General features: G+C 62.4%; 22 protein-coding genes. 13 read left to right on the top strand and 9 right to left on the bottom strand.

All coding sequences use genetic code 11. The features are described from left to right. Positions 1 to 4: 4 nt before the first annotated feature. The 3 genes from BUE15_RS12775 to BUE15_RS12770 are packed head-to-tail and all read left to right on the top strand — an operon-like array spanning position 5 to position 5030. Complete coding sequence (locus BUE15_RS12775) at positions 5 to 3163, top strand: efflux RND transporter permease subunit (RefSeq protein ID WP_084549019.1); 3159 nt, start codon at positions 5 to 7, stop codon at positions 3161 to 3163. 33 nt (positions 3164 to 3196) lie between these two features. Further along, complete coding sequence (locus BUE15_RS21335) at positions 3197 to 4366, top strand: efflux RND transporter periplasmic adaptor subunit (RefSeq protein WP_084549018.1); 1170 nt, start codon at positions 3197 to 3199, stop codon at positions 4364 to 4366. A 52-nt stretch (positions 4367 to 4418) separates the two neighbouring features. Then, on the top strand, positions 4419 to 5030 hold the full coding sequence (locus BUE15_RS12770) for a TlpA family protein disulfide reductase (protein ID WP_073285563.1): 612 nt from the start codon (positions 4419 to 4421) through the stop codon (positions 5028 to 5030). A 40-nt stretch (positions 5031 to 5070) separates the two neighbouring features. Here the strand turns inward: BUE15_RS12770 and BUE15_RS12765 are convergent, their stop codons facing one another. The 3 genes from BUE15_RS12765 to BUE15_RS12755 form a co-directional block, all read right to left on the bottom strand. Then, on the bottom strand, positions 5071 to 5496 hold the full coding sequence (locus BUE15_RS12765; RefSeq protein ID WP_139252272.1) for a hypothetical protein: 426 nt from the start codon (positions 5494 to 5496) through the stop codon (positions 5071 to 5073). 101 nt (positions 5497 to 5597) lie between these two features. Next, complete coding sequence (locus BUE15_RS12760; RefSeq protein ID WP_073285551.1) at positions 5598 to 6290, bottom strand: VIT1/CCC1 transporter family protein; 693 nt, start codon at positions 6288 to 6290, stop codon at positions 5598 to 5600. 141 nt (positions 6291 to 6431) lie between these two features. After that, complete coding sequence (locus tag BUE15_RS12755; protein WP_073285548.1) at positions 6432 to 7583, bottom strand: MFS transporter; 1152 nt, start codon at positions 7581 to 7583, stop codon at positions 6432 to 6434. A 161-nt stretch (positions 7584 to 7744) separates the two neighbouring features. On the opposite strand from BUE15_RS12755, the gene BUE15_RS12750 reads away from it, so the two are divergent. The 3 genes from BUE15_RS12750 (at position 7745) to BUE15_RS12740 (ending at position 9490) form a co-directional block, all read left to right on the top strand. Next, entirely contained in the window at positions 7745 to 8008 is a 264-nt protein-coding gene (locus BUE15_RS12750) for a hypothetical protein (protein ID WP_139252271.1), read from the top strand. A 33-nt stretch (positions 8009 to 8041) separates the two neighbouring features. Next, complete coding sequence (locus tag BUE15_RS12745) at positions 8042 to 8950, top strand: ArdC family protein (RefSeq protein ID WP_073285542.1); 909 nt, start codon at positions 8042 to 8044, stop codon at positions 8948 to 8950. A gap of 129 nt (positions 8951 to 9079) precedes the next feature. Further along, on the top strand, positions 9080 to 9490 hold the full coding sequence (locus BUE15_RS12740) for a hypothetical protein (protein WP_139252270.1): 411 nt from the start codon (positions 9080 to 9082) through the stop codon (positions 9488 to 9490). Positions 9491 to 9601: 111 nt separating this feature from the next. Here the strand turns inward: BUE15_RS12740 and BUE15_RS12735 are convergent, their stop codons facing one another. Beyond that, positions 9602 to 10543 (bottom strand): replication initiation protein, encoded by a 942-nt coding sequence (locus tag BUE15_RS12735; RefSeq protein WP_073285537.1) that lies wholly within the window; start codon positions 10541 to 10543, stop codon positions 9602 to 9604. Positions 10544 to 11796: 1253 nt separating this feature from the next. Here BUE15_RS12735 and BUE15_RS12730 point away from each other — a divergent pair. The 7 genes from BUE15_RS12730 (at position 11797) to BUE15_RS21975 (ending at position 16148) form a co-directional block, all read left to right on the top strand. Beyond that, the gene (locus BUE15_RS12730; protein WP_073285535.1) at positions 11797 to 12153 is read left to right on the top strand and encodes a hypothetical protein; all 357 of its coding nucleotides are present in this window, start codon (positions 11797 to 11799) and stop codon (positions 12151 to 12153) included. Continuing rightward, positions 12153 to 12455: a hypothetical protein gene (locus BUE15_RS12725; RefSeq protein WP_073285532.1), complete on the top strand. Its 303-nt coding sequence runs from the start codon at positions 12153 to 12155 to the stop codon at positions 12453 to 12455. Before BUE15_RS12730 ends, BUE15_RS12725 begins: the two co-directional genes overlap by 1 nt. Positions 12456 to 12549: 94 nt before the next feature. Next, the gene (locus tag BUE15_RS12720) at positions 12550 to 12879 is read left to right on the top strand and encodes a hypothetical protein (protein ID WP_139252269.1); all 330 of its coding nucleotides are present in this window, start codon (positions 12550 to 12552) and stop codon (positions 12877 to 12879) included. A 245-nt stretch (positions 12880 to 13124) separates the two neighbouring features. After that, on the top strand, positions 13125 to 13481 hold the full coding sequence (locus BUE15_RS12715; protein ID WP_073285527.1) for a hypothetical protein: 357 nt from the start codon (positions 13125 to 13127) through the stop codon (positions 13479 to 13481). Positions 13482 to 13604: 123 nt separating this feature from the next. Continuing rightward, a complete protein-coding gene (locus BUE15_RS12710; RefSeq protein ID WP_073285524.1) occupies positions 13605 to 13880 on the top strand; it encodes an antitoxin VbhA family protein in 276 nt (91 codons plus the stop codon). Between the two features lie 68 nt (positions 13881 to 13948). Next, positions 13949 to 15025, top strand: coding sequence for a Fic/DOC family protein (locus tag BUE15_RS12705; protein WP_073285522.1), 1077 nt, complete (start codon positions 13949 to 13951; stop codon positions 15023 to 15025). A gap of 877 nt (positions 15026 to 15902) precedes the next feature. Continuing rightward, positions 15903 to 16148 carry a hypothetical protein gene (locus BUE15_RS21975; RefSeq protein WP_170865256.1) on the top strand — a complete coding sequence of 82 codons (246 nt, stop codon included), beginning with the start codon at positions 15903 to 15905 and terminating at the stop codon, positions 16146 to 16148. 112 nt (positions 16149 to 16260) lie between these two features. On the opposite strand, the gene BUE15_RS12695 is transcribed toward BUE15_RS21975, so the two are convergent. The 5 genes from BUE15_RS12695 to BUE15_RS12675 all read right to left on the bottom strand — a co-directional run bounded on the left by BUE15_RS12695 (position 16261) and on the right by BUE15_RS12675 (position 21411). Next, a complete protein-coding gene (locus BUE15_RS12695) occupies positions 16261 to 16656 on the bottom strand; it encodes a hypothetical protein (protein ID WP_073285517.1) in 396 nt (131 codons plus the stop codon). Between the two features lie 100 nt (positions 16657 to 16756). Further along, positions 16757 to 17497 carry a YfiM family protein gene (locus BUE15_RS12690; RefSeq protein ID WP_244535946.1) on the bottom strand — a complete coding sequence of 247 codons (741 nt, stop codon included), beginning with the start codon at positions 17495 to 17497 and terminating at the stop codon, positions 16757 to 16759. A 217-nt stretch (positions 17498 to 17714) separates the two neighbouring features. Next, positions 17715 to 18650 carry a bestrophin family protein gene (locus BUE15_RS12685; protein ID WP_073285512.1) on the bottom strand — a complete coding sequence of 312 codons (936 nt, stop codon included), beginning with the start codon at positions 18648 to 18650 and terminating at the stop codon, positions 17715 to 17717. 135 nt (positions 18651 to 18785) lie between these two features. Next, entirely contained in the window at positions 18786 to 20441 is a 1656-nt protein-coding gene (locus BUE15_RS12680; protein ID WP_170865255.1) for a glycosyltransferase family 39 protein, read from the bottom strand. Next, on the bottom strand, positions 20434 to 21411 hold the full coding sequence (locus BUE15_RS12675) for a GDP-mannose 4,6-dehydratase (protein WP_073285508.1): 978 nt from the start codon (positions 21409 to 21411) through the stop codon (positions 20434 to 20436). The genes BUE15_RS12680 and BUE15_RS12675 overlap by 8 nt, the downstream gene beginning before the upstream one ends. Between the last annotated feature and the right edge of the window lie 42 nt (positions 21412 to 21453).

The raw sequence follows: 21453 nt of genomic DNA, 5'->3' as shown, positions 1-21453 counted from the left end.
CCGCATGTACGAACTCATCCGGTCGGCCCTGCAGCGGCCCCTCACCGTGGTGGTGGCCATGCTGGCCATCCTCTTTTTCGCCTTCGCCGCCGTGCGCGACATTGCCGTGGATATCTTCCCCAGCATGGACGTGCCGGCCATCTACGTGGCCGAGCCCTACGGCGGGCTCTCGCCCGAGCAGCTGGACGGCTTCATGGCCAACCAGTTCCAGAATAACTTCCTGTTCGTGTCCGGGGTCAAGAAGATCGAAACCAAAAGCATTCAGGGCCTAACTCTGATCAAGCTCTCCTTTTACCCCGGCACCGACATGGCCCAGGCCGCGGCCGAGGTGGCTACTCAGGTCTCGCGGGCCACGGCGTTTATGCCGCTGGGCACGCTGCCCCCGCAGGTGGTGCGCTTCGATGCCAGCTCGCTGCCGGTGGGTCAGTTGGTGCTCGAAAGCGAGAAAAGCTCCCTGACCCAGCTCCAGGATCTGGCCGCCAGCCGCATCCGGCCCATGTTTACCACCATTCCGGGCGTCACCTCCACGGCCCCGTTCGGCGGCAACATCCGCACCATCGTGGTAAAGGCCGACCCGGCCAAGCTGCGCGGTTACCAGCTCACGCCCGACGACGTGGTGAAGGCCATCGTCAGCAGCAACCAGCCCTCGGCGGCCGGCAACGTGAAGATGGGCGACGTGGCCTACATGGCCCCGGTCAATTCGCTGATTGAACACCCCGCCGACTTTCTGGATGTGCCCCTGCGCACTGGCGCGGGCCCCGGCGTGTACCTGCGCGACGTAGCCTCGGTGGAAGACGCCGCCGACGTGACCACCGGCTACGCCGTCATCAACGGCAAGCGCGCCATTTATATGCCCGTCATCAAAAAGGCCGACGCCTCCACCCTCAAAGTGGTGCAGCAGGTCAAGGACAAGCTGCCCACCCTGCGGGCCCTGCTGCCCGAGGACGTGAAGCTCAGCTACGCCTTCGACCAAAGCACCTACGTGGCCAACTCGCTCAAAAGCCTCGTCACGGAGGGCGTCCTGGGCGCGGTGCTCACCGGCCTGATGGTGCTCTTATTTCTGCGCGACTGGCGCAGCGTGGTGATTGTGATAACCACCATTCCGCTCTCGGTCCTGTCGGCCGTGATTCTGCTCAAGCTCTTTGGCCAGACGCTTAATATCATGACGCTGTCGGGGCTGGCGCTGGCCATTGGCGTGCTGGTGGACGAGGCCACGGTGACGATTGAAAACATTCACCAGCACCTGGAGCGCGGCAAACCCAAGGCCCAAGCCATCTGGGACGCGGCCCGCGAAATTGCTCTACCCAAGCTGCTGATTCTGCTCTGCATCCTGGCCGTCTTTGCGCCCGCCCTCATCATGGAAGGCGTGCCGCGTGCCATGTTCCTGCCCCTGTCGCTGGCCGTGGGCTTTGCCATGGTGGCCTCGTTCCTGCTCTCGCAGACGCTGGTGCCGGTGATGGCCAACTGGCTGATGAAAGACCATGCGCCAGCTGCTGGCCACGACCACGACGAAGCGCCTGAAAAACCCGGCTTCTTCGCCCGCTTCCAGGCCGGCTACCAGCGCCTGCTCACGCGGACCCAGGGCCGGCAGAGCGGCGTGGTGCTGGGCTACTTGGCCTTGTCACTCGTGGTAGTAGGAGCGGGGTTTGCCGTCATCGGCACCGACATCTTTCCCCAAGCCAACAGCGGGCAGTTCCAGCTGCGGCTGCGCGAGAAGGTGGGCACCCGCCTGGAAAAATCCGAGCAGACGGTAGCGGCGGTGCAGGCCATTATCAACAAAGAAGTCGGCCCCGACAACGTGGAAATCAGCTCCACCTTCGTGGGCACCCAGCCGGCCAGCTTCGCCGTCAACTCGGTTTTCGTCTTCACCACCGGCCCCCACGAGGCCCTGATGCAGGTAGCCCTGAAAGAGGGCGTGCACGTGAACCTAAGCCAGCTTAAAGAGCGCCTGCGCCGGCGTATCCATGAAGCGAAGCCGGGCTTACAACTGAGCTTCGAACCGATTGAGCTGGTGGAAAAGGTGATGAGCGACGGCGCGCCCACGCCCATCCAGGTGAACGTGGGGGGCAAAAACCTGAAGGAAGCCGCCGGCCATGCCCGCAAGGTGCTGGCGCAGCTCCGGCAGATTCCCTACCTGCGCGACGTGCAGATTGCCCAGCCCCTGCAGTACCCGGCTTTGCGCATCGACGTGGACCGGGAACGGGCCGCCCAGTTTGGCCTCACCAGCCAGGAAATCACCCAGTCGGTGGTGGCGGCCACCTCGTCCTCGCGCTTTACGAGCAAAAACCTCTGGCTCGACCCCAAGTCCGGCCTGGGCTACCAGGTGCAGGTGCAGCTGCCCGAAGACCAGCTCACCCAGTTGCAGGATCTGGAGGCGCTGCCCGTCAAGGCCGGGCAGGCCCGCCCCACCATCGGGGAGGTGGCCACGGTGTCGGCGCGCATGATGCCCGGCCAGATTGACCGCCAAGGTCCTTACCGGCTGGTCAGCATCACGGCCAACGTGCAGGGCCGGGACCTGGGCACCGCCGCGCAAGCTGTGCGTAAGGCGCTCAAGCAAGTCGGCGAACCCCCGCGCGGGGTAGTAGCCAACCTGGTAGGCCAGCCCCAGCTGCTGGAAGACACCATGAGCAGCCTGCAGACCGGGCTGGGCATGGCTATCGTGGTCATTTTCCTGCTGCTGGCCGCTAACTTCCAGTCGTTCCGCCTCTCGCTGGTGGTGCTGTCGGTGGTGCCGGCCGTGGTGGCGGGTTCCCTGCTCATGCTGCTGGCCACCGGGGCCACGCTCAACCTGCAGTCCTACATGGGCATGATCATGAGCGTGGGCGTGTCGGTGGCCAATGCCATCCTGCTCATCACCAGCGCCGACCACCTGCGCCACGAGCACCGCGACGTGCCCCTGGCCGCCCGTTTGGCCGCCGATACCCGCATCCGGCCCATCCTGATGACCAGCATTGCCATGATTGCCGGCATGTTGCCCATGGCCTCGGGCCTGGGCGAGGGCGGCGACCAGATTGCCCCGCTGGGCCAGGCCGTCATCGGCGGGCTGATTGCCTCCACGCTGGCCTCGCTGCTGGTACTGCCCCACGTGTTCGGTTGGGCCATGCGCCGGGTGGGCTACGAGTCCGGCTCCCTGCTCCCCACCCGCACCCGGCAGGCTGCCTAATCTTCTCCTTCTTTTCCTACTGAGTCTCTCTCTATGAATGCCTTCCTGAAATTGATTGCCCGTTCACCCCGATATACTTCCCTGCTGGCGGCGGCTCTGCTGCTGAGCGGCGTGCTGGGCAGCTGCTCGTCCGGCGCTTCGGAACCCGCGGCCGAAAAACCCACGCCGGCTGCGCCGGCCACCGTAACTACCTTTCGGCTGACTAATGCCCCGGCCGTGCGCCGGCTGCGGTTGCCCGCTGAGCTCAAGCCTTACGAGCAGGTTGACCTCTTTCCCCGCGTGGGCGCTTTCGTGCAGCGGGTGCTGGTGGACCGCGGCTCACGGGTGACCAAAGGTCAGACCCTGGCTGTGCTCGAAGCCCCGGAACTGGCCGCCCAACTCTCCCGGGCCCGCTCGCGCTGGCAGGCCGCGCAGGCCAAGCTTTCCGGCACCCGGGCCAGCTACGAGCGCCTGCTGCGCACCAGCCAGGAGCCGGGCACCATCTCGCCCAATGACCTAGAGCGCGCCCGCGCCGAGATGCAGGCCGACCAAGCCAATGTGCAGGCTGCGCAGTCTGAGTTGCAGGCTAGCCGGGAGCTCAGCAACTACCTGGTAGTGCGCGCCCCCTTTAGCGGCACTATTACGGCCCGCAACGTGTCGGCCGGGGCCCTGGTGGGACCGGGCGGGGGCCAGCCGTCGGCACCCATGTTCTCGCTGGAAAACAGCCGCACCCTGCGCCTGGAAGTGGCCGTGCCCGAGGCCGCGGCCGGCCAGTGGCTGCAGCCCGGCGCTGCGGTGCCCTTCACGGTGCCGGCCTTTCCCGGCCAGACTTTCACCGGCGTGTTCCGCCGCAACGCCAGCCGCCTGAGCCAGACGGTGCGCTCGGAGCTGGTGGAGATGGACGTGCCCAACCCCGACGGCCGCCTGAAAGCGGGCATGTACGCCCAAGTATTGGTGGCGCTGCCCACCGATGCGAAAGCCGTAGCGGTGCCGACCTCGGCCGTGTTTGCCACACCGGACGCGCCCAAGCAGGCCCAGGTGGTGCGCGTACGGCAGGACCGGGCCCAGTGGGTGCCCGTGCGCAAGGGCCAGCTGTTGAGCCGCGACACGGTGGTGGTGTTCGGCCCACTGGCGCCCGGCGATGAACTGGTGCGGGAAGCCGCGGAGCAGGTGGCCGATGGGCAGCCCGTCACGGTTGCCAAGGGCAAGCCCGCCGGAGTCTGATATATGAACGTTTTTTCATTTGTTTGCTGTTGTTGACGTAAATCCCCTGACCATGAATCGTAAAAATCTGCTCCAGTGGCTGCCCCTGGCCCTGTTTGCCCTCGTATTGTTCACCCCATTGCGCACGCCGGTGCTGGGTGGCATTCAGCGCGGCCTGCTGGCCACGGGCCTGTGGAAAGCGGACGTGCCAGCCCCAGCGGCGGCCCCCGTTGCCACGCCCGTTTCATCCACTAGCGGTAGCGTTTATCCCCATAATTTGCCGCTACTGACCCTCGACGGCAAGCACGTCAACCTAAGTGACTTGAAAGGCAAAGTGGTGTTTGTGAACCTGTGGGCCAGTTGGTGTCCACCCTGCGTGGCCGAAATGCCCGGCATTCACGCCCTCTACAAGAAGATGGACCCCAAGAAGGTGGCTTTCGTGATGATTTCGCTCGACGAGAACCCCGCCAAGGCCCAGGCCATGCTCAAGCGCCAGGGCTACACCTTCCCGGTGTACTTTCCCGCCGGCCCCCTCGTACCGCCATTTGATTCTAACTCGATTCCTTCCACAGTCATCCTGGACCCGGACGGCCAAGTAGCCGCTCGCCACGACGGCATGGCCGAGTACGACACGCCGGAGTTCAAGGCTGCGCTGGATAACCTAGCCGCCGGCAGCCACAAGTAAGCAATCCTAGGTGCCGGCCCAGGGGGCCCTGGGCCGGCACCTAATCTTCGTCGTGTTCGGCTTCGGCGGGCTGCACGAAGCCGGGGCGGGCTTCGGGGTGCATGATCTGGCCGCCCAAGTTACCGGTGCGAGCCAGCAAGCCGAAGCTGACTATTGCCCCGGCCAGCGTGAGGTAGGTAAACAGCGGGGCGCGGGCGGCGGTGCGGCGCCGAGCCAGTAGGCTGACTAGGGCCAGCGCGCCGGTGGCTTCCATTACCCAGAGGCTCAACTCGGCGGCTTCTTCGTGCTCATGAATCAGAGCGTGCGTTACGCCGGGGCGGTCTTCCACCACTTCCTCCGCGCCTTCTCCTGTGAGCTGGGTGGGAATGGTGAGCAGGGCCGCGACGACCAGCGCGACCAGGCCGGCGTTGATCAGCGTTTCCTGCCGCCGTACGACAGCCACCAGCAGCAGCAACAGGCCGAACAAACTGCCTAGGATGGGGGTGTGATTCAGCAGGAGGTGAAGGTGGGCACCATTCATAACAGAGGTTTGGGAGAAAAGGAGGGGAGCAGATACAGGTTGGATGTTTACGCGGGCGTGACGTTGAAGAAATGGCCGACCACGGCAGTAAGCCCCATGGCCAGTACGCCCCAGAACGTGACACGGGCGGCGGCTTTCAGCACGCTGGAGCCGCCCACGTAGGCCGCCAGCCCGCCTAGGGCCGCTAGAAATACCAGTGAAGTAATGGACACTGTCCAGGTCAGCTGCTGCACCGGCGACACCAGGATGACCAGTAGCGGCAGGGCCGCCCCTACCGTGAACGTGCCGGCCGAGGCCAGTGCGGCTTGCACGGGGTTCGCGGCGGCCGTTTCGGTGATGCCCAGCTCATCGCGGGCATGGGTGCCGAGCGCGTCGCGGGCCATGAGCTGCCTGGCCACTTCGTCCGCCAAGGATTGGGTCAGGCCCCGCTCCACGTAGATGGCGGCCAACTCGCGGTGTTCCGCCGCTGGGTCAGCGGCCAGTTCGGCCTTTTCCCGCGCCATGTCGGCCTGTTCGGTATCGGCCTGGGAGCTGACGGATACGTACTCGCCCGTGGCCATCGACATGGCCCCCGCCACCAGCCCGGCCACGCCCGCTACTAACACGGCCTCGCGCGAAGCGTTGGCGGCCGCGACGCCCACCACCAAGCTAGCGGTGGAGATGATGCCGTCGTTGGCCCCGAGCACGGCGGCGCGAAGCCAGCCAATGCGGTGGGTGCGGTGATTTTCGTCGTGGCGCATGCGGTAAGGGTGTTTAGGGAATAGGTTAATACGTTGGAATACTGCTCAACTGGTTATACGGCCGAGGTGCGGTGGCAGCTATAACCCAGGTTGTGCAGTAGTGCTACTGACTCGCGCACGCCGGCCTTCGCAGCTACTAAATCAGCGACGAGCCAGAAACGCGGCCACGCCCAATGCTACGGCCGCCGCCAGCCCAAACGGCAACGCCGGGCCACCCCACTGCCAGAGCAGGCCGGCGCTGGTGCTGGCGCCCAGTGCGGCCAGGCTGCTCAGACCCCCCAGTGTACCCAGTGCAGCGCCGGTATCAGCCGGCGCGCAGAGTGTGCTGACCCAGGCCTTGCTCACGCCCTCAGTGGCGGCCGCATAGAGGCCGTAGAGGGCAAAGAACCCGGCAAAGACCCAAGGTCCTTGCGCCAGGGCTACCCCGCCATATACCACCGCGAAGATTAGTAGGCCCCCCACCAGCAGGCGGCGCGGGCCGAGGCGGTCGGCCAGGTGCCCCAGGGGCCAGGCGCTGAGCACGTAGGTAAAGTTATAGAGTACGTAGAGGCCGATGACGCCGGTAGCCGATACCCCACGCTGGCGGGCCAACAGCAGCAGGAAGGCATCGGCGCTGTTGAAGAGGGCAAACACAAGTAGGGACCCTACCACCCGACGGTAGGCGGGCGGGGCCTGTCGCCAGTAGCGAAACGAGGCCCAAAAGGGCATCACCGGCCGGCCGGAAGGCACGGCCCGCCGTTCCCGAAGCGCGAAGGTGATACCAACGGCCAGCGCGCCTGGCAGAAAAGCCCACAAAAACAGCGGGCGGTACTGACCGGGGTGCGCGGCCAGCCAGGCCAGCGCGGCCAGGGGACCGAATACGGCCCCGAGCGTATCCATTGAGCGGTGGAACCCGAAGACCTTACCCCGGTCGGCAGGTGTGGTTTCGTCGGAGAGCAGCGCGTCGCGGGCGCCCGTGCGCAAGCCCTTGCCCAGGCGGTCGAGGGTGCGGGCCAGCAATACCCAAAGGGGAGTGGCCAGCACCGACAACATCGGCTTGGAGAAGGCACTCAACCCGTAACCCCACTGCACGAAGGGCACGCGGCGGCCCAGCCGGTCGCTCCACTGGCCGAAGTAGCCCTTGCTCAGGCCGGCCACGGCTTCGGCCAGTCCTTCAAGCAGACCGATGAAAAATACGGAGAAGCCAATGGACTGCAGATACAGCGGCATCACCGGGTAGAGCATCTCGCTGGCCAGATCGGTGAAGAGGCTAATGAGCGAGAGCAGCCAAACGGCGCGGGTAAGGTAAGTCATCGGCGTGGGTTACGAATGCAATAGTAACAAAAGGGAAAAAGCCAATCATTGTGCCATAAATAAGCTAAAAAAGCATTAATAAATAAGCTAAAAAAGCAACAATAAGAGGTGTATTTGCGTTTAATAAGTATAAGCAACGCACCTAAAACAGCTTGATAATCATGGTGTCAACGCCCATTTCCCCTGCTTGTGCGCTCCTGGTTTCCTCAGCCCGTCGGAACCTGCGCGAAGTGCTCAACCATCCCGCCTTTAGCCCGGAGCGCCGCCAGAAGGCCGAGCCGCTGATCAGTGCCTGCACCGATGCGGCCCAACTGCTGCGCTGGAAGCTGCTGGCCCTGCAGGAAAGCGAAGCCTGGGAAGATGCCCAATTGGCCCGCGAGGCCCAGGAGCTAGGCCCGGCTGCTCATCCTGATTACCTCTACTAACGCTTTTCTCACCATTTACCCCGCCTTTGGTTTATGAAAAATGCCCCCGCTGCCGCCCCCCGCGCCGATGTGTATGATATCATCACCAACCGGATTATCCTGGCTTTAGAATGCGGCGTAGCCCCGTGGAAACAGTCGTGGAACGCTGCCCACGGCGCGCCCCGCAACTACCGCAGCAAGCACGTGTATCAGGGCATCAACGCCCTGCTGCTGGCCATGCTCCAGCACGAGCAGCCCTATTACCTGACCTACAACCAGGCCCGCGAGCTGGGCGGCCAGGTGCGCAAGGGCGAAAAAGGAATGCCCGTGGTGTTCTTCAAGGTATCGAAGAAAGAGGATGCGCAGGGCAAAGAAAAGAAGGTGGCCATTCTGCAGTATTCCACCGTGTTCAACATTGCCCAGATTGACGGCGTGGAGTGGAAGCTGCCCGAGCCGGTGCAGCGCGAACATACCCCCCAGCAGGCCGCCGAGCAGATTGTGGCCGGCTACGCCGGTGGCCCCCGCATCTGTTACGCCGGCAGTGAGCCCCACTACCGCACCAGCACCGACACCGTGACTGTACCCGAGCCAGCGAACTTCCACACGTCCGAGGATTTTTATACTACCCTGTTTCACGAGTTGGCCCATTCCACCGGCCACGCCAAGCGTCTCGACCGGGCCACGCTCACGGAAAAGGCCGCTTTCGGTAGCGAAACCTACGCCAAGGAAGAACTAGTGGCCGAGTTGGGCGCCGCCTTCCTCAGCAACGCCGCCGGCCTGAATCTGGCCGTGACCGAGCCCAGCACCGCCGCCTACCTGGCCAACTGGCTGCAGGCCCTGCGCAATGATAAGCGCCTGATTATTTCCGCCGCCAGCCAGGCTCAGAAGGCTGCTAACCACATTCTGGGCATTGTGCCCAGCTACGAGGCCGACAGCGCCGAAGCCCTGCCCGAAGCGGCCTAGTGGGGGAGAGGGTACCGGCTGGCAACCGTCAGCCGGTGCCCCGGCGCGCCAACAAAAGGAAAACACCCAGCCCCGAAGCCAGCGGCCCCAAGCTCCGCTGTTTCATCAGTCACCACTTACTGCCTCATCATGTCCAGTTCTTCCGCTTCCGTCGTCCGTCAGCCTACCCTTAGCCCTACCGCCTGGATAGGGGAGCCGCAAGCCTGCCCGGCGTGGGTAGGGTTTCCCCGCCTGGCGGGCTTCCCGGCCGTGCTGCAGTGGTCCGGCCGCGGCCAGGTGCCAGCCATCGGTGACCGTATGCACATCTACCTGAACAGCTTCGGGCCGGCCGAGGTCAAAGCCTACTTTCATGCCGAGGGCTTTCTGGGCGTGGTGTGCGCCCCCGAGGTACTACCTGCCTGGTTTCAGCGGCAGTGCCCCGGCGTCACGCTGGGCCACTGCTTCGGCCGGGAGTTGGAGCCCTACCAGCCCGCGCCGGCGCCGGTCGTTGGCAGCCCCGAAGACTGGATACCCGACTATCCGCCGCAGGATGAAGAGTAGGCTGGGGCTAAGTGCCGCCCTCGGGCGGCACCGACCAGACGCTCCGGGCCAGGAGTATGGCTTTTTCCCTTTTGTTGCCATTGCGACGAGCCAGCGCGTGGCCCAAGCCACTTAACGTAGGCCCACCATCTTGAGAAACAGCCCACCTGGGTTCTTGTCGGCCTTCACTTTACCGGTTTTGTGCTTGTAGCAAAAAGAAAAGAGAGCATTTAGCTTCTTGGCGTCCCCGAGAATCTGGCTGACCAGCTTGGGGTCCCGGATTTCCAGCTCCTCCAGGTTCAGCAGGGCCCGGCGCTGCTTTTCTTCTTCAGCGCCGTCCTCGAAGGGAATCGGCAGCTGCTGGGGCACCTGGCCGTTGACGAAGAAGCGGATGCTGTGGAAGGAGCGGCCCTTCTTGATCAACTCGTAGTTGATGCGCAAGTCGGTGTGCTCGTTGATTTGGGTGGTGGCCACGTCGAGCACGTACTTCTGCAGGGCCGAAATCTTCTCGTACTGCTCCGGCTCGTGGCCCTTTGGGTCCTTGAGCGAGAGCATGATCTTAAACTCGTCAAGCGTGAAGGTTTTCGTTTCCCCGATGTCCTTCCACTGCGAGGCAATCTGGTAGATGCGCTTGGCGTACTTGCTCGATAAACTGAAAACCGACTGCAGGCGGTAGGAGGTGAAGTTGTTTTTCAGGTCAATCAGGTAGCGCCGCATGCGCTCCGAAATTTCCAGCTCGATGATGCCCTCGCCCTTCACGTACAGCGCCGAGGCCAGCAAACCTACCTGCAGCACGTGCTTGTTGTCCTCAATTACGTACTCGCGGCTGCGCAGATTGGAGGTGGCCTCCAACAGGCGCTGGTAGTTCCAGGAGCGCCCCGTCATCTGCTCCAATTCCTTTACCCGGATGCGGTAGATAGTGCCTGGCTTGTCCTCCTTGCGCAGCACTGAGAGCAGCGAGAAGACAATATCCATTTCGACAGCGCTCATTTCGTAGCGCGCGGTGGTAATGGCGTTATGCTGCCGGATTTCTACCCCCGTGGAGGGGGTGCTGCCTGTAACGGGGGTACTCATGCTAGTGGGAATAGGTAGAGCGTATGATCAAAGATAAGGGAGTTACAGATATTAAAGTAAGCCTTCCCTAAAGCTCTATCCTTTCGCTTACAAAACCTATCCGTTTGACTTACCATCCCTATCCTTTCGCTTACCATTCCTATCCCTTCGCTTACAAAACCTATCCGTTTGACTTACCATCCCTATCCTTTCGCTTACCATTCCTATCCTTTAAATGGCATAAAACCCGAAAAGTCAGTGACTTACGAGCTCTGCAAATAGAGTAAATACTTGACAAATAAAAAAAACTCACAAATTTGTTGATGACGTTCGAACGAAAGACTTTTAAAGGGTACAAAACGCTGGAACGGGACAAGAAAACAACAAAGGGGGGGGAGTATAAGCTAGCATAAAAGCGTTGTACTATTTCAAGAAATTTTATACTTTTATTTACTTTATTAGCCTTCCAGGCAGGCTGAGGCGACTTACAAGATTACGACTCCCTTTTTTCTTAGGCTCCATTTACCTCTAAAAACCTGCCATGTCGAGCGGAGATTTGCCAAGTTTGTAAGCAGCTACCCGCACCACTGCTAAATCATCAGAAGTACCCTACACCCGAAAGGATAGAAATGATGAGCGGACGTGACCGACGCGGCCGAAAGGATAGAAATGGTAAGCCAGCGGGTATTGACTGATGGCTAAAGGATAGAAATGGTAAGCATTTACAGCGCCTGGAGGCTGTTTTTACTTTTTCGGAGGGTGATCTACGCAGCCCATCCCTGCAGAGTTAACTTACAAAACCTATCCTTTCCTTGACTGACCATATCACCCCGGCCCGATTTCCTAAACCGTTAGTCATAAGCGGTCCAAGGCTAGGAAGTTACCCTTTACAACTCGCCCAGCGGATAGCTGCTAAAAAGATTTTGGCCTTACTCAGCAGCCAGCAGAAAGCGCTATTGGATGACTTACCATTTCTATCCTTTTCACTAACCCGGAACTAACCGGCCGCTACTTCCACTGGCGTCAGCTGTGCCCACGAGGCCCATCCACCCGGTACTGAGTGACTGCCTTCGATGGCCACTCCAGCAAGACTAGCCAAACCACAGCTAAGAGCTGAGCCACTTTTAATAAGTGAATAACGAGGGGGAAAACCGGGAGACTGCCACTTTAAAGATGCAGTAAAAGCGCTTATAAATAAGCTAAAAAAGCAACTTTATTGACTATGCTGCTGTTTATTAATAACACCCCAATCCGTTCATAAATACCTGTCAGTCATGGATAAACCTGCTCCTAATAGCTCTGAAATCGTTGAGGAAGCCTACATCATCCTGTTGCAGTTAGGAGGACGTCGGTTTTTGGCTATGACCGGGGCCAACCAACTACTGGCTGCCGGTCGCACGGCCACCAACCCTAACCCCTGGCTGCGCATGAACCTGCGCCGCAACGAGGCCGGCGTGAATCGGCTGAAGATTACGCTGATGCCCACCGATACCTACACGGTCGAGTTCTACCACCAGCAGCTCGTCGACTGCGAAGCAGTTATCACCCGCAAGCAAACCTTTGACCTAGTGTATGGGGAGGACCTGCCGGGCCTGTTCACGTCGGTGACCGGCTATGATACCCACCTGTAATGGCCAAGCCAATGAAAGCCACCGAAGCCCCCACCATTTGCCATCCGGACTGGAACAGGTTCCGCAGCCGGGTAATTGCCGCCGTGACCGACGTGGAAGCCCAGATGCAGCAGCTGGGCAAGAGTCTGAACTACGAGGGTCTGACCTGCGAGGTAGCCCTGCGGCTCGGGCTGGCGATTGACACGCCGGACGATTTTGCCGTGCTCGAAAAGCTGGTGCGGGCCGTTCGCCCCATTGCCCAGGATGCTCTTCGCTGCACCCGGGAGGAGCAGGGCGGACAATTCGCCTTGCTGTTGTTGTAGCGGGACCAGCCGTAGAACTGGTATGCTGCTACCGAATTGGTCGTGAATTACGCCGGGCCGTAATAATGCCAATTTAGCAACCTTTTTTTGCGGCATGAAAACCCCGAAGTCAACCCCACCCAGCGTGCACGTGCATCCGTTGGAGCGTGAGCAGCTGCCCGTTGTCCCCGTTGCCTGTAGCTCATTGGCCGAGCTGATTCACTCGCTGGGTACCCGCAAAGAAGTAGCCGAGGCCTGGAAAGTGGTGCCGCGTACCTTGGCCCTGCGGATGCAGAAGCCCGAAACCGCTACCCTGGAGGAACTGCAGCGCCTGGCTGTGCTCGCCCGCCTCGACCTGCCCACGGTGTTTGAGCTGGCGTACTACCAGATGCAGCACCCCGTGGCCGTGCCGGCGCCGCAGCTGGGGCGCCCCAAGCAGCACTAGGGTGCAGCCTGGCCCATATAGTCACTTCCGGCGGGTATGCGTGGAGCCGTTCGCGTAGTCGTGGTGCATTTCGCGGCTGACTTTTTACCATTCGTCCTTTTTTCGCCCCAGGCCTGCCCGCAGCTGGTAGCTTCGCAGTGTCCACCTGGTCGCGAAGGCACCAGAAATTGTAGACCGTCGGTTGGGTTTGGGTGCTGCACGTGCTGCTGCGGTATCTACCCTGACCCGCCTAATCCTGAACCCGCATGGAAGTTGAATGCCCGGTAGTAGCCCCGCTGCCCTTCCCCGACTTACAGCTGACTGTTTCCTACGCCGAAGCGCTTCGCTACGCGCAGGGGCGGTTGAAAATGCTGGGTAACGGGGGCTTGAAGCCTTTTTGCGCGGCGCATCAGCTTACGTACCCCAACATCATCAACCTGAAAAACGGCAAGCTGAAACGCGAGGAACCGCGCCTGCTCCAGCGGCTGCTGGGTTGCCTGGCCGTACCCACCGAGCTGCTGCACTATCCGCTGGCCAGCAAGACGCCGTGCTTTCTGCTGCCGGATGTCGAGGCCTTGGCCACGTTCCGCGACCAGCTACAGTTTCTGACCGCTCAGCAGTAGATCTAGCGGCTGGTTTCTTTCCCTTTTGTGGCCAATCACTCAAGTCAAAAAGCGCTTCCTGACAATCACAGGAGCCTTTTAGCAGGTAAATATGTTGTCATACTGAACCATTAGACTGAACCGATGACTCATCCCATCACCTTTTCCGAGCGGGAGGCTACCCCCGCTCAGCGGCAGGAACTCATCGATAAAGCCCGCGCCTGGAGTGTTGCGCAGGGGGCCGTACCCGGCCCGGCCGCCGAGGCAATGTACGCCCGGTACGTGGCCGGCGAGCTGACGCTGCAGGGCGTCACCGATGAGTTGAAAAGCTTTTACGCTAGTCAGGCGGAAGGCCCGCAAGATGCACCCGCCGCCCAGCCGCCTGCGGACATGCGCCCGGAGCAGCCGCTGCTGGACTAACGCCCCCGCGCTTTACAGCCCGTCTGGCCATCGGTCAGACGGGTTTTTTATCACGCAACCCTCTTGCCGTGGCTATTCAGGATGGATTTTACGACTCTACCCACCAGGTCATCTACAATCGGTTGGGAATAACCAATCAGGACCAGTTGCGCGAAGCGGAAGGAGCCTTGTCCATTCCCGCCCTGCTGCGCATCGTGGTAGGTGCCGTTGACCTACCGGGCCAGTTCGACGCCGCGCACCTCAAACGTATCCATCGGGAGCTGTTTCAGGACGTGTATCAGTGGGCGGGCCAGACGCGTGCCCAGGGACCAGACGGGCCGTTCCAAGGGCAGAAGCCGGCCTATGTGCTCAACCCCCGGGGTGATACAATGCGTTACGCCCCTTACCAGCAACTCGACCAGCGCCTGGATGCCATCGGCGCCCAGCTGCAGTTGGAAAACTATCTGCGCGGCTTGGCACCGGAGCAGTTTGCCCGGCGGGCGGCTTACTATTTCGACCAGTACAACCACGCGCACGCTTTTCGGGAAGGCAATGGGCGCACCATCCAGAGCGTGATGACTTTGCTGGGACGGCAGGCAGGTTACCAGGTCGAACTGAGCCCGGCGGCGGCCGCGCAACTCAACAACGCCCGCGACCTGGCCATCATCCGACCTTATGGGCCGGCCCAGCTGGATAAGAATCTGGAGCCGCTGGCGCTACTGCTGCGCACGGCCACCACGCCCCTAGCCGGCGCACAGGCCGTCCAGCTGCGCGATGTTAGCCAGGCCCGAACCTTAGCTGGCCCCACGCCCGACATGCAGCGCATGGAAGCACAGCGGGTGATGCAGAACAGCGCCTATGTCATCGGCGAGGCCTTACGGGATATTGACCGGGGCGATACTACCAGGGGAAACCAACTATTGCAGCAAATGACGCTGGTGCTGCATGAGCCGACTACGGCTGGCCAACACAGTCACGGTATTCAGCAAGCTGCATTGGAAGTGTCTAAGCACCCGGTGCTGCGGCATGAAGCACCGCTAATGCAACAGGCCATAGCTCTGGCCCAAAGCGTGCAGCAGTTGGTGCAGCTCGAACAGCTCACGCAAGCAAATTCCCACAAACCGACCATTCAGGTAGCACCTAAACGCCGGGCGCCGAAGCTGTAGAGGGGCCAGCTACCTATTTGACAAGCATGCTCCGTTCGTGGCGGAACAGTTTGCAGAGTACAGGGCTGTGCGCTACTCCCAGTCCCAGCGTTTACGGTTGATAACGGGCAGATCTTCTTTGAAGGCGCAGCGCTTGCAGTAAGTGGGGTCGCACTAGAGTAGGAACAGAAATTCCCGCTAAGCTGCCCTGCCTTCCAGCCTACAGCCGCACCACGGCGAGCAGCCCCGTGGCCCCACCAACAGCCCCGGCACCAACACGCGCCGGGTGGCCGACCGCCCGGCCCATTGCGCCACGCGCCGGAGCAGCGACGGCCGGGGCTCTGCCTCCAGGCGCAGACCCACGGAATCAGGTGGAGCAGGTGAATACAGCACCTGCCCCGCGCCGGGCACCGGCGTCAGCAGGCAGATGGCCCCGCCGACAGCGGGCCAGCAAAGACGAACAGGGAGCATAAAGTGGGGGGGGCAACCCCGGAAGATACATAAGGTAGTGGCACCGTTAGCCTACGCAAGTTGCGTTGTGCATCCGGTCCCTGCGTAGCGCATCCTCAAAAAGGGCCCCGCGCATTCCGGTTAGAAACCTCCGGCCTGGGTGTAGAGGATCCAGGCACCGACCGCCGCGTAGAAGCCTAGTCGGAGCAGTTTTCGGGTTGGGGTATGATGCACACACATACCCGCTCAACCACAAAGACAGCGGGCGTAGTTTCCTCCGTGTGCATAACCGCACGCAAGGTATCGCCGGGAAGGTGCTGAAGCCGCTGGACAGGGCTGCTAAAAGGCCACGCGCCCCGGGGCGGGTTGCACGGGCAACACCGCCACCGGGGCGCGATACGGGGTGCGGCAGTAACTACGAAGCTGCGGCTTCCCCCTGTTCATGTGTATGGAGGGGTTCTCGGTGGCCATGCTCGTGGGAATGGTGCAAGGCCGCTTCTTCCGCATGTTTAAGCGCATGCCCCGCAAAGCCGTAGGCTGTATAGCCGTGGTGAGCCGCCTGCTCGTGGTTGCCTTGCTGCAGGTGCTGCTGAGCAGCGCGGTGCTGCTGGGCAGCGTGCTCGAAGTAGTGAGCGGCCCTTTCGTGGGCCTCGATGATTTTCTGGTGTTCTTCGGGATGGTCAGCCATGGGTAGTAGAACTCAGGGGTGGATAGATGTGCTGTGCTTACGCGGCTACAAGCGAAATGGTTAAGGCTCCTAGCGAGCGACTCCTCTTAGTGAAACACCACTGGCGCGTACATCGGATTTATCGGCCGGCAGGAACGGGGTCCAGAATAAGCGCATCATAGTTGCCAACGCTATCCTGAGCGTAGAGCGTAAGCCGCTCCAGTTGTGCCCGCCTTGACAACCCCTGGCCCTGGTCGTTACGCAGACTGTCCAAGGAAAGCCGCCGGTGGGCGCCCGGGGCAAGGGTGCCCAACGCGGCCGCAAAGGCATCATTTACTTCCACTTGCGCGTGGTAGTACGTCGCGCGGGTGGGGTTATGGATCCGGATGGCTGTGCTGTCGAAGGCAACCTGCAAGCGGAGGGTCAGGCTATGCGAGCCCAGGTTGCCACAGCCGGGCAGCAGCAGCGCGGCTGCCATACAAGCTGCCAGACCGGCCAGGCCGATGAACCGAGCAAAGGACAGATACCTCTTCATGCCGTACGAGTTGAAAATGAGCAGCGCCCCGGCTAGTAGACGAAGGGGAACTGGAGATAGGAGAACACCCGGGAAGGGACGCGAAGCCGCCCGGGCAGCGTTAGTAGTAGAGGCCATGGCCATGCCAGCCCCGCCGGGCATTCCATTCCAGGGCCGGGGCAGGCAGGTGCACGATGCTCACCACGTAGAACATGCGCCGTAGCACCTTGGAGCGCGTAGGCACCCGACGCAGGTCCACGTCCACCGACAGGTAGTATTGTCGATAAGCGCGCAGTCCGGCCGCCTGGTTGCGGGCCGGGTCGTTGTAGAGCAGCTGCTCGGCCCCGTAGCCGACTGCCGGTTGGAGCCAGCGGGGCCAGCGATTGCCGGCCGGCAGCCACGCGCCCACGTCGGCACACACCCAATAGGTTTGGCCGTTGTAGTCCTTGAGCAAGCGCTCGGGCAGGGTACGCCCCAGCACGTCAGGCCGCTGCGCGGCGTAGGGGCTGCGGTGAAACGATACTTTGGGCATCAACCGCACCTCGCCCCAAGCCAGCTGCTGGGTCAGCAAGCCCACCGACCCGGCCAGGTTGGCCGCCAGGTCGCCGGGCGAGGCGCCGTAGTCGGGGGCGCGGCCGTCCAGCAGCTCAATGGGGCTCTGCAGCAGAAATCCCACGAAGCCCCCGTACCACATAGCGCGGCGCTCGGCCACCCCGGCCCAGCCCAGCAGATCAACCGCGGCGCGGCTTTCGTGAAACGCGGCCCAGAAGTGACCGGCTTTGTCCAGCTGCTTCCATTCCGGCCAGTCGTTAAACCAATGCAGCGGAACCCGCTCCCCGGTGTACCAGCTTCGACCCAGCAAATAGAGCCCAGTAGGATAGGCAACCGCCACGCCCCCGGCCAGCAGGGGTAGCCGGCCCGCGCGGCAACTGGAATCGGCCAAGCTGCGGGCGCCGTCCGCCACCGGCCGGGGCACCTGAGCGGCGGCCGGCCCCGTCGTGAGCCATACTGCGCCAAGGGCTGCTGTCACCGCCCGCCGCCATTGCGCCGCAACGCACGCCCAGCAACCCATGGCCCGGCTAATAGAGTACACTGTTGTGGGGCTGCAGGGGTGCCGGCAGGTTCGTCTCGCCCAGCATCTGGCGCAGGTCAATTTCGATGGTACGGCAAAGCGCCGTCATGGGTACGTCGTTCATCTTGTTCTCAAACGGGTTTTCGCTGATGTGACCCACCAGCTCGATGGTCACGAACACCCAAGACACCAGTACCGAAAATGGCACCGTCAGCCAATAGTGGCCGTGGCCGAGCTTCTCGAACTCGCCCTGCACGCCCAGCGGCAGCAGGGCCACGAAGAGCCAGACGAAGACGATGCTGGAAAAGGCGTACTGGCGCGGAAAGGGCGTGTTCTTGATTCGTTCACAGCCGCCCTGCAGGTTGGTCAGCTCCCGCAAATCTTCGACCAGGGTGCGGTGCTGCAATGGGTCAAACAGCCCCTCGGCGTGGCGCAGGGCCTGGGTTTGGACCAGCAGCAGCTGGGCCGGCGGGTTGGCCGCGGTGCGCAGGTAGCCGGATTCGGCCGCGTCCAGGAAGGGGGCCACGTCCTCGTCCCAGCGCTGGGGCTGACGGCGCAGGTGCAGGCGCAGGGCATTTACCCACGCTATCTGGCGATACACCAGCTGGCGCTGGGTGCTGACCTGCTCGGGCGTGAGGCCCTGGCGCGACGGCTGCGTGTTGGCCAGCACCAGCATGGTCCAACTGCGGCTGCGGTTGACGATGCCGCCCCACAGCTGCCGGGCCTCGTTGAACCGGTTGTAGGAGCTGCTGTTTTTAAAGCCCACGTAAAACGAGACGGCTACCCCGAGAATGCTCACCATCTGCCAGGGAATGTCCAGCCACGTCATACCCAGCGGTCCATGCAGGATGGCCAGCGTCAAATCATACATGAAAAAAATGAGCAGGTCTTTCCAGGAGTAGTTCCAGATGACGCGCCAGTGAATGTTCTTTTGAACGTACATGCAAGCAAAAACAAGGATGAAGGAAAATGGAATACAACGGTTACGACGGTCTGACTAAGTTTTATACTCTACCCTCAACAAGCTATGGGATGGCCCCCGAACGTGTGTGGGCTAGCTTAGGCCTACGGGGTGGCCTCAGGGAGCATAATATATCCGCCACGAACCCACGTCACGGTGCCGCGATAACCACTCAGGCAGCCACGCCGGCCTTGGTTCGTCGCGCTTAATCAGCAGCACCGCCCGCTGGCGCAGCAGCGAGTCAAGGGCCGGCGGGGGCGGTCCGCTCACGTCCAGCCACGTGGCGCGCCACCGGGCATTGGCCTCGAACTGCGTTTCGCGGCGCACGTTGAGGTTGCCGGCGTAAAGCGACACCGGCACCCGGCCCAGTGCAAACGCCAACGACGGCAGCAGCTCGTTGTACACCACTACGGGCCGACCTTTCAATTCAGACCGGGCCAGCGCCTGCGCCACGGGCCGGGTGCCCTGAAAAGCCAATTCGTTGGCGGCTAACAGTGGCTTGACCACCAGCAGCAGCGTTAACATGAACCCGGCCGCGCCCGCCAATGGCCGCGCTGCGCCCTGTACCCACCACCTCACCGTCAAGAGTCCTAGCAGCCCTAGCCCCGCTACGGCCGGCACAAGCGGCGGCACGACTAAGCGGAGTGTACCGGCTACCGCGGGTAGGAGCATTACGCCGAGCAACAACGCCCCCCAAAAGGTCAGCAGCCCGGTACCCCAACGTGGTTGTAAAACCGCGGGCATCTCGTGCAGGTGGTAGGCTGTGAGCAAGGCCACGCCCGCAAACACAGGCAGGACGTAGAGCAGCAGTTTGGACTGCGATAACGAGAAAAACAGCAGCGGCACGAGCACCCAAAACAGCAGCACGTTCTGCCACGGCCGGGGCAGCGCTGCCCACCCTACGCGCCCCGCCCGCCCCAGCAGCAACGCTGACCAGGGCAGACTGGTGGCCGGGGCCAGTACCAGGTAAAACCACCAGGGCTTGGTCCGCCCAAACGCCTCGGCGCTGGCAAACCGCTCGACGGTGTGCCCCACCAAGAAGTAGCGCACCATCGCCGGATTTTCCAACGCCAGCGCCCCGTACCAGCTCAGCCCCACCGCCACCAACAGCCCCAGGCCCACCGCGTGGTGTATCGTGAATGGTCGCCGCGTTCGGCCCTGCCGAAAGTAGTAGCCTGCCACGGCCATCAGCGGCAGCACCAGCCCTACCGGGCCTTTGGTGAGCAGCGCCAGCCCCAGCCCCAACCAAAACACATACAGCCCCCACCAGCTGTGGCGGTGGTAATGGTGCACGATGCCGTAGGCAGCCGCCAGCTCCCAGGTAGCCAAGTAGCCATCGGTCGTCACGTTGAGGGCCGCCACCCACACCACGGGCAGCGTGGCGTACACAACGGCCGCCGTGAGGGCGCGGCGCGCGTCGCCGTAGAAAAGCACCCGGCCCAGCTTGTACACTAGCAGGATTTGCCCCAGCGCGGCCAGCCCGGGCAGCAGCCGCACGCCCGCCGCCGAGGAGCCCGTAACGGACAGGCCGGCGGCGGTGAGCCAGTACGTGAGCGGTGGCTTATGGTAGTGCAGAATGCCCAGCAGCCGCGGGTGCAGCCAGTCACCGGAGGCCAGCATCTCGCGGCCGATTTCGGCGTAGCGTGCCTCGCTGCTTTCCAGCGGACCCCAACTGTTCAAGTCTAGCCCGAACGCCGCGGCCAAGCCGAGCAGCAACAGCGCCAGCCAGCAGCGGGTAGGGTTTTGGGCCAGGGCCGCGTACCAGCTACGCATGGTGGGCATCCCGGCTGGCCCTTAGCCAGGCCACAAACTGCTCCAATCCATCCATGAGGGCCGTGCGCGGGGTGTAGCCGAGCAGCCGGTGCGCTTTCCCGATGTCGGCATACGTCAGGTCCACGTCACCGGCCTGAGCGGGCCGGAAGTCGAGTCGGGCCATGGTGCCGGTGGCGCGCTCCAGGGCCGCCACCAAGTCGAGCAGGGCTATGGGGCGGCTGTTGCCCAGGTTCACCGTATCGTAGGCGTCAGGTGTGGCGCGCAAGTATGCCAGGCCCCGCACAATGCCGTCCACGGTGTCGGCTACGAACGTGTAGTCGCGGGCTGTGCGGCCGTCGCCGTAAATGGGCAGGGGGTGGCCGGCTTGCAGCAGCCGCGCAAATTTGTGAATGGCCAGATCGGGCCGTTGGCGAGGCCCGTACACCGTGAAGAAGCGAGCATTAAGCACCGCTAGGCCGTAAAGGTGATGGTAGGTGTAGGTCAACGCCTCGCCGGCCAATTTAGTGGCAGCGTAGGGCGAGATGCCGCGCGCCAGCAGCGGCTCGTCTTCCCGGAAGGGACGTTGCGGCGCATTGCCGTACACCGAGGAAGACGAGGCGAACAGTAGGCTGGGGACAGCCCGCTGGCGCATCCATTCCAGCAGATGCGTGGTGCCGAGCACGTTGTTCTCGACGTAGTCAGCCGGTGCACGCACCGATGGGCTCACGCCTGCTTTGGCCGCCAGGTGCACCACGGCCTCGTAGGGGGCTGCTGGCAAGGCTGTCAGCGCCGCGCCGTGGCGCAGGTCCAGTTCGAAGAATCGAAACTTCGGGTGAGCCCGTAGTATGGCCAAGTTGGCTTCTTTGTCGGCGCGGGCGTAGAAGTCGTCAAAGTTGTCGAGCCCGACTACGGCGTGCCCCTCGGCTAGCAGCCGCTCAGTCAGGTGCGAGCCAATAAAGCCGGCGCAGCCGGTAACTAACACAGTGGACATAGGCAAACGGGTGTCAAGCGAAAAATATCAGGGTAAGCGCGG

This window comes from Hymenobacter psychrotolerans DSM 18569 (assembly GCF_900142395.1).
Lineage (GTDB): Bacteria > Bacteroidota > Bacteroidia > Cytophagales > Hymenobacteraceae > Hymenobacter > Hymenobacter psychrotolerans.
The sequence above is the reverse complement of the archived record's forward strand: the minus strand, read 5'-3'. Positions and strand labels throughout refer to the sequence as shown.

Coding starts and splice junctions, on each gene's coding strand:
- BUE15_RS12775 (WP_084549019.1), top strand. CDS start 5: ATGTACGAACTCATCCGGTCGGCCCTGCAGCGGCCCCTCACCGTGGTG.
- BUE15_RS21335 (WP_084549018.1), top strand. CDS start 3,197: ATGAATGCCTTCCTGAAATTGATTGCCCGTTCACCCCGATATACTTCC.
- BUE15_RS12770 (WP_073285563.1), top strand. CDS start 4,419: ATGAATCGTAAAAATCTGCTCCAGTGGCTGCCCCTGGCCCTGTTTGCC.
- BUE15_RS12760 (WP_073285551.1), bottom strand. CDS start 6,290: ATGCGCCACGACGAAAATCACCGCACCCACCGCATTGGCTGGCTTCGC.
- BUE15_RS12755 (WP_073285548.1), bottom strand. CDS start 7,583: ATGACTTACCTTACCCGCGCCGTTTGGCTGCTCTCGCTCATTAGCCTC.
- BUE15_RS12750 (WP_139252271.1), top strand. CDS start 7,745: ATGGTGTCAACGCCCATTTCCCCTGCTTGTGCGCTCCTGGTTTCCTCA.
- BUE15_RS12745 (WP_073285542.1), top strand. CDS start 8,042: ATGAAAAATGCCCCCGCTGCCGCCCCCCGCGCCGATGTGTATGATATC.
- BUE15_RS12740 (WP_139252270.1), top strand. CDS start 9,080: ATGTCCAGTTCTTCCGCTTCCGTCGTCCGTCAGCCTACCCTTAGCCCT.
- BUE15_RS12735 (WP_073285537.1), bottom strand. CDS start 10,543: ATGAGTACCCCCGTTACAGGCAGCACCCCCTCCACGGGGGTAGAAATC.
- BUE15_RS12730 (WP_073285535.1), top strand. CDS start 11,797: ATGGATAAACCTGCTCCTAATAGCTCTGAAATCGTTGAGGAAGCCTAC.
- BUE15_RS12725 (WP_073285532.1), top strand. CDS start 12,153: ATGGCCAAGCCAATGAAAGCCACCGAAGCCCCCACCATTTGCCATCCG.
- BUE15_RS12720 (WP_139252269.1), top strand. CDS start 12,550: ATGAAAACCCCGAAGTCAACCCCACCCAGCGTGCACGTGCATCCGTTG.
- BUE15_RS12715 (WP_073285527.1), top strand. CDS start 13,125: ATGGAAGTTGAATGCCCGGTAGTAGCCCCGCTGCCCTTCCCCGACTTA.
- BUE15_RS12710 (WP_073285524.1), top strand. CDS start 13,605: ATGACTCATCCCATCACCTTTTCCGAGCGGGAGGCTACCCCCGCTCAG.
- BUE15_RS21975 (WP_170865256.1), top strand. CDS start 15,903: ATGGAGGGGTTCTCGGTGGCCATGCTCGTGGGAATGGTGCAAGGCCGC.
- BUE15_RS12695 (WP_073285517.1), bottom strand. CDS start 16,656: ATGAAGAGGTATCTGTCCTTTGCTCGGTTCATCGGCCTGGCCGGTCTG.
- BUE15_RS12685 (WP_073285512.1), bottom strand. CDS start 18,650: ATGTACGTTCAAAAGAACATTCACTGGCGCGTCATCTGGAACTACTCC.
- BUE15_RS12680 (WP_170865255.1), bottom strand. CDS start 20,441: ATGCGTAGCTGGTACGCGGCCCTGGCCCAAAACCCTACCCGCTGCTGG.
- BUE15_RS12675 (WP_073285508.1), bottom strand. CDS start 21,411: ATGTCCACTGTGTTAGTTACCGGCTGCGCCGGCTTTATTGGCTCGCAC.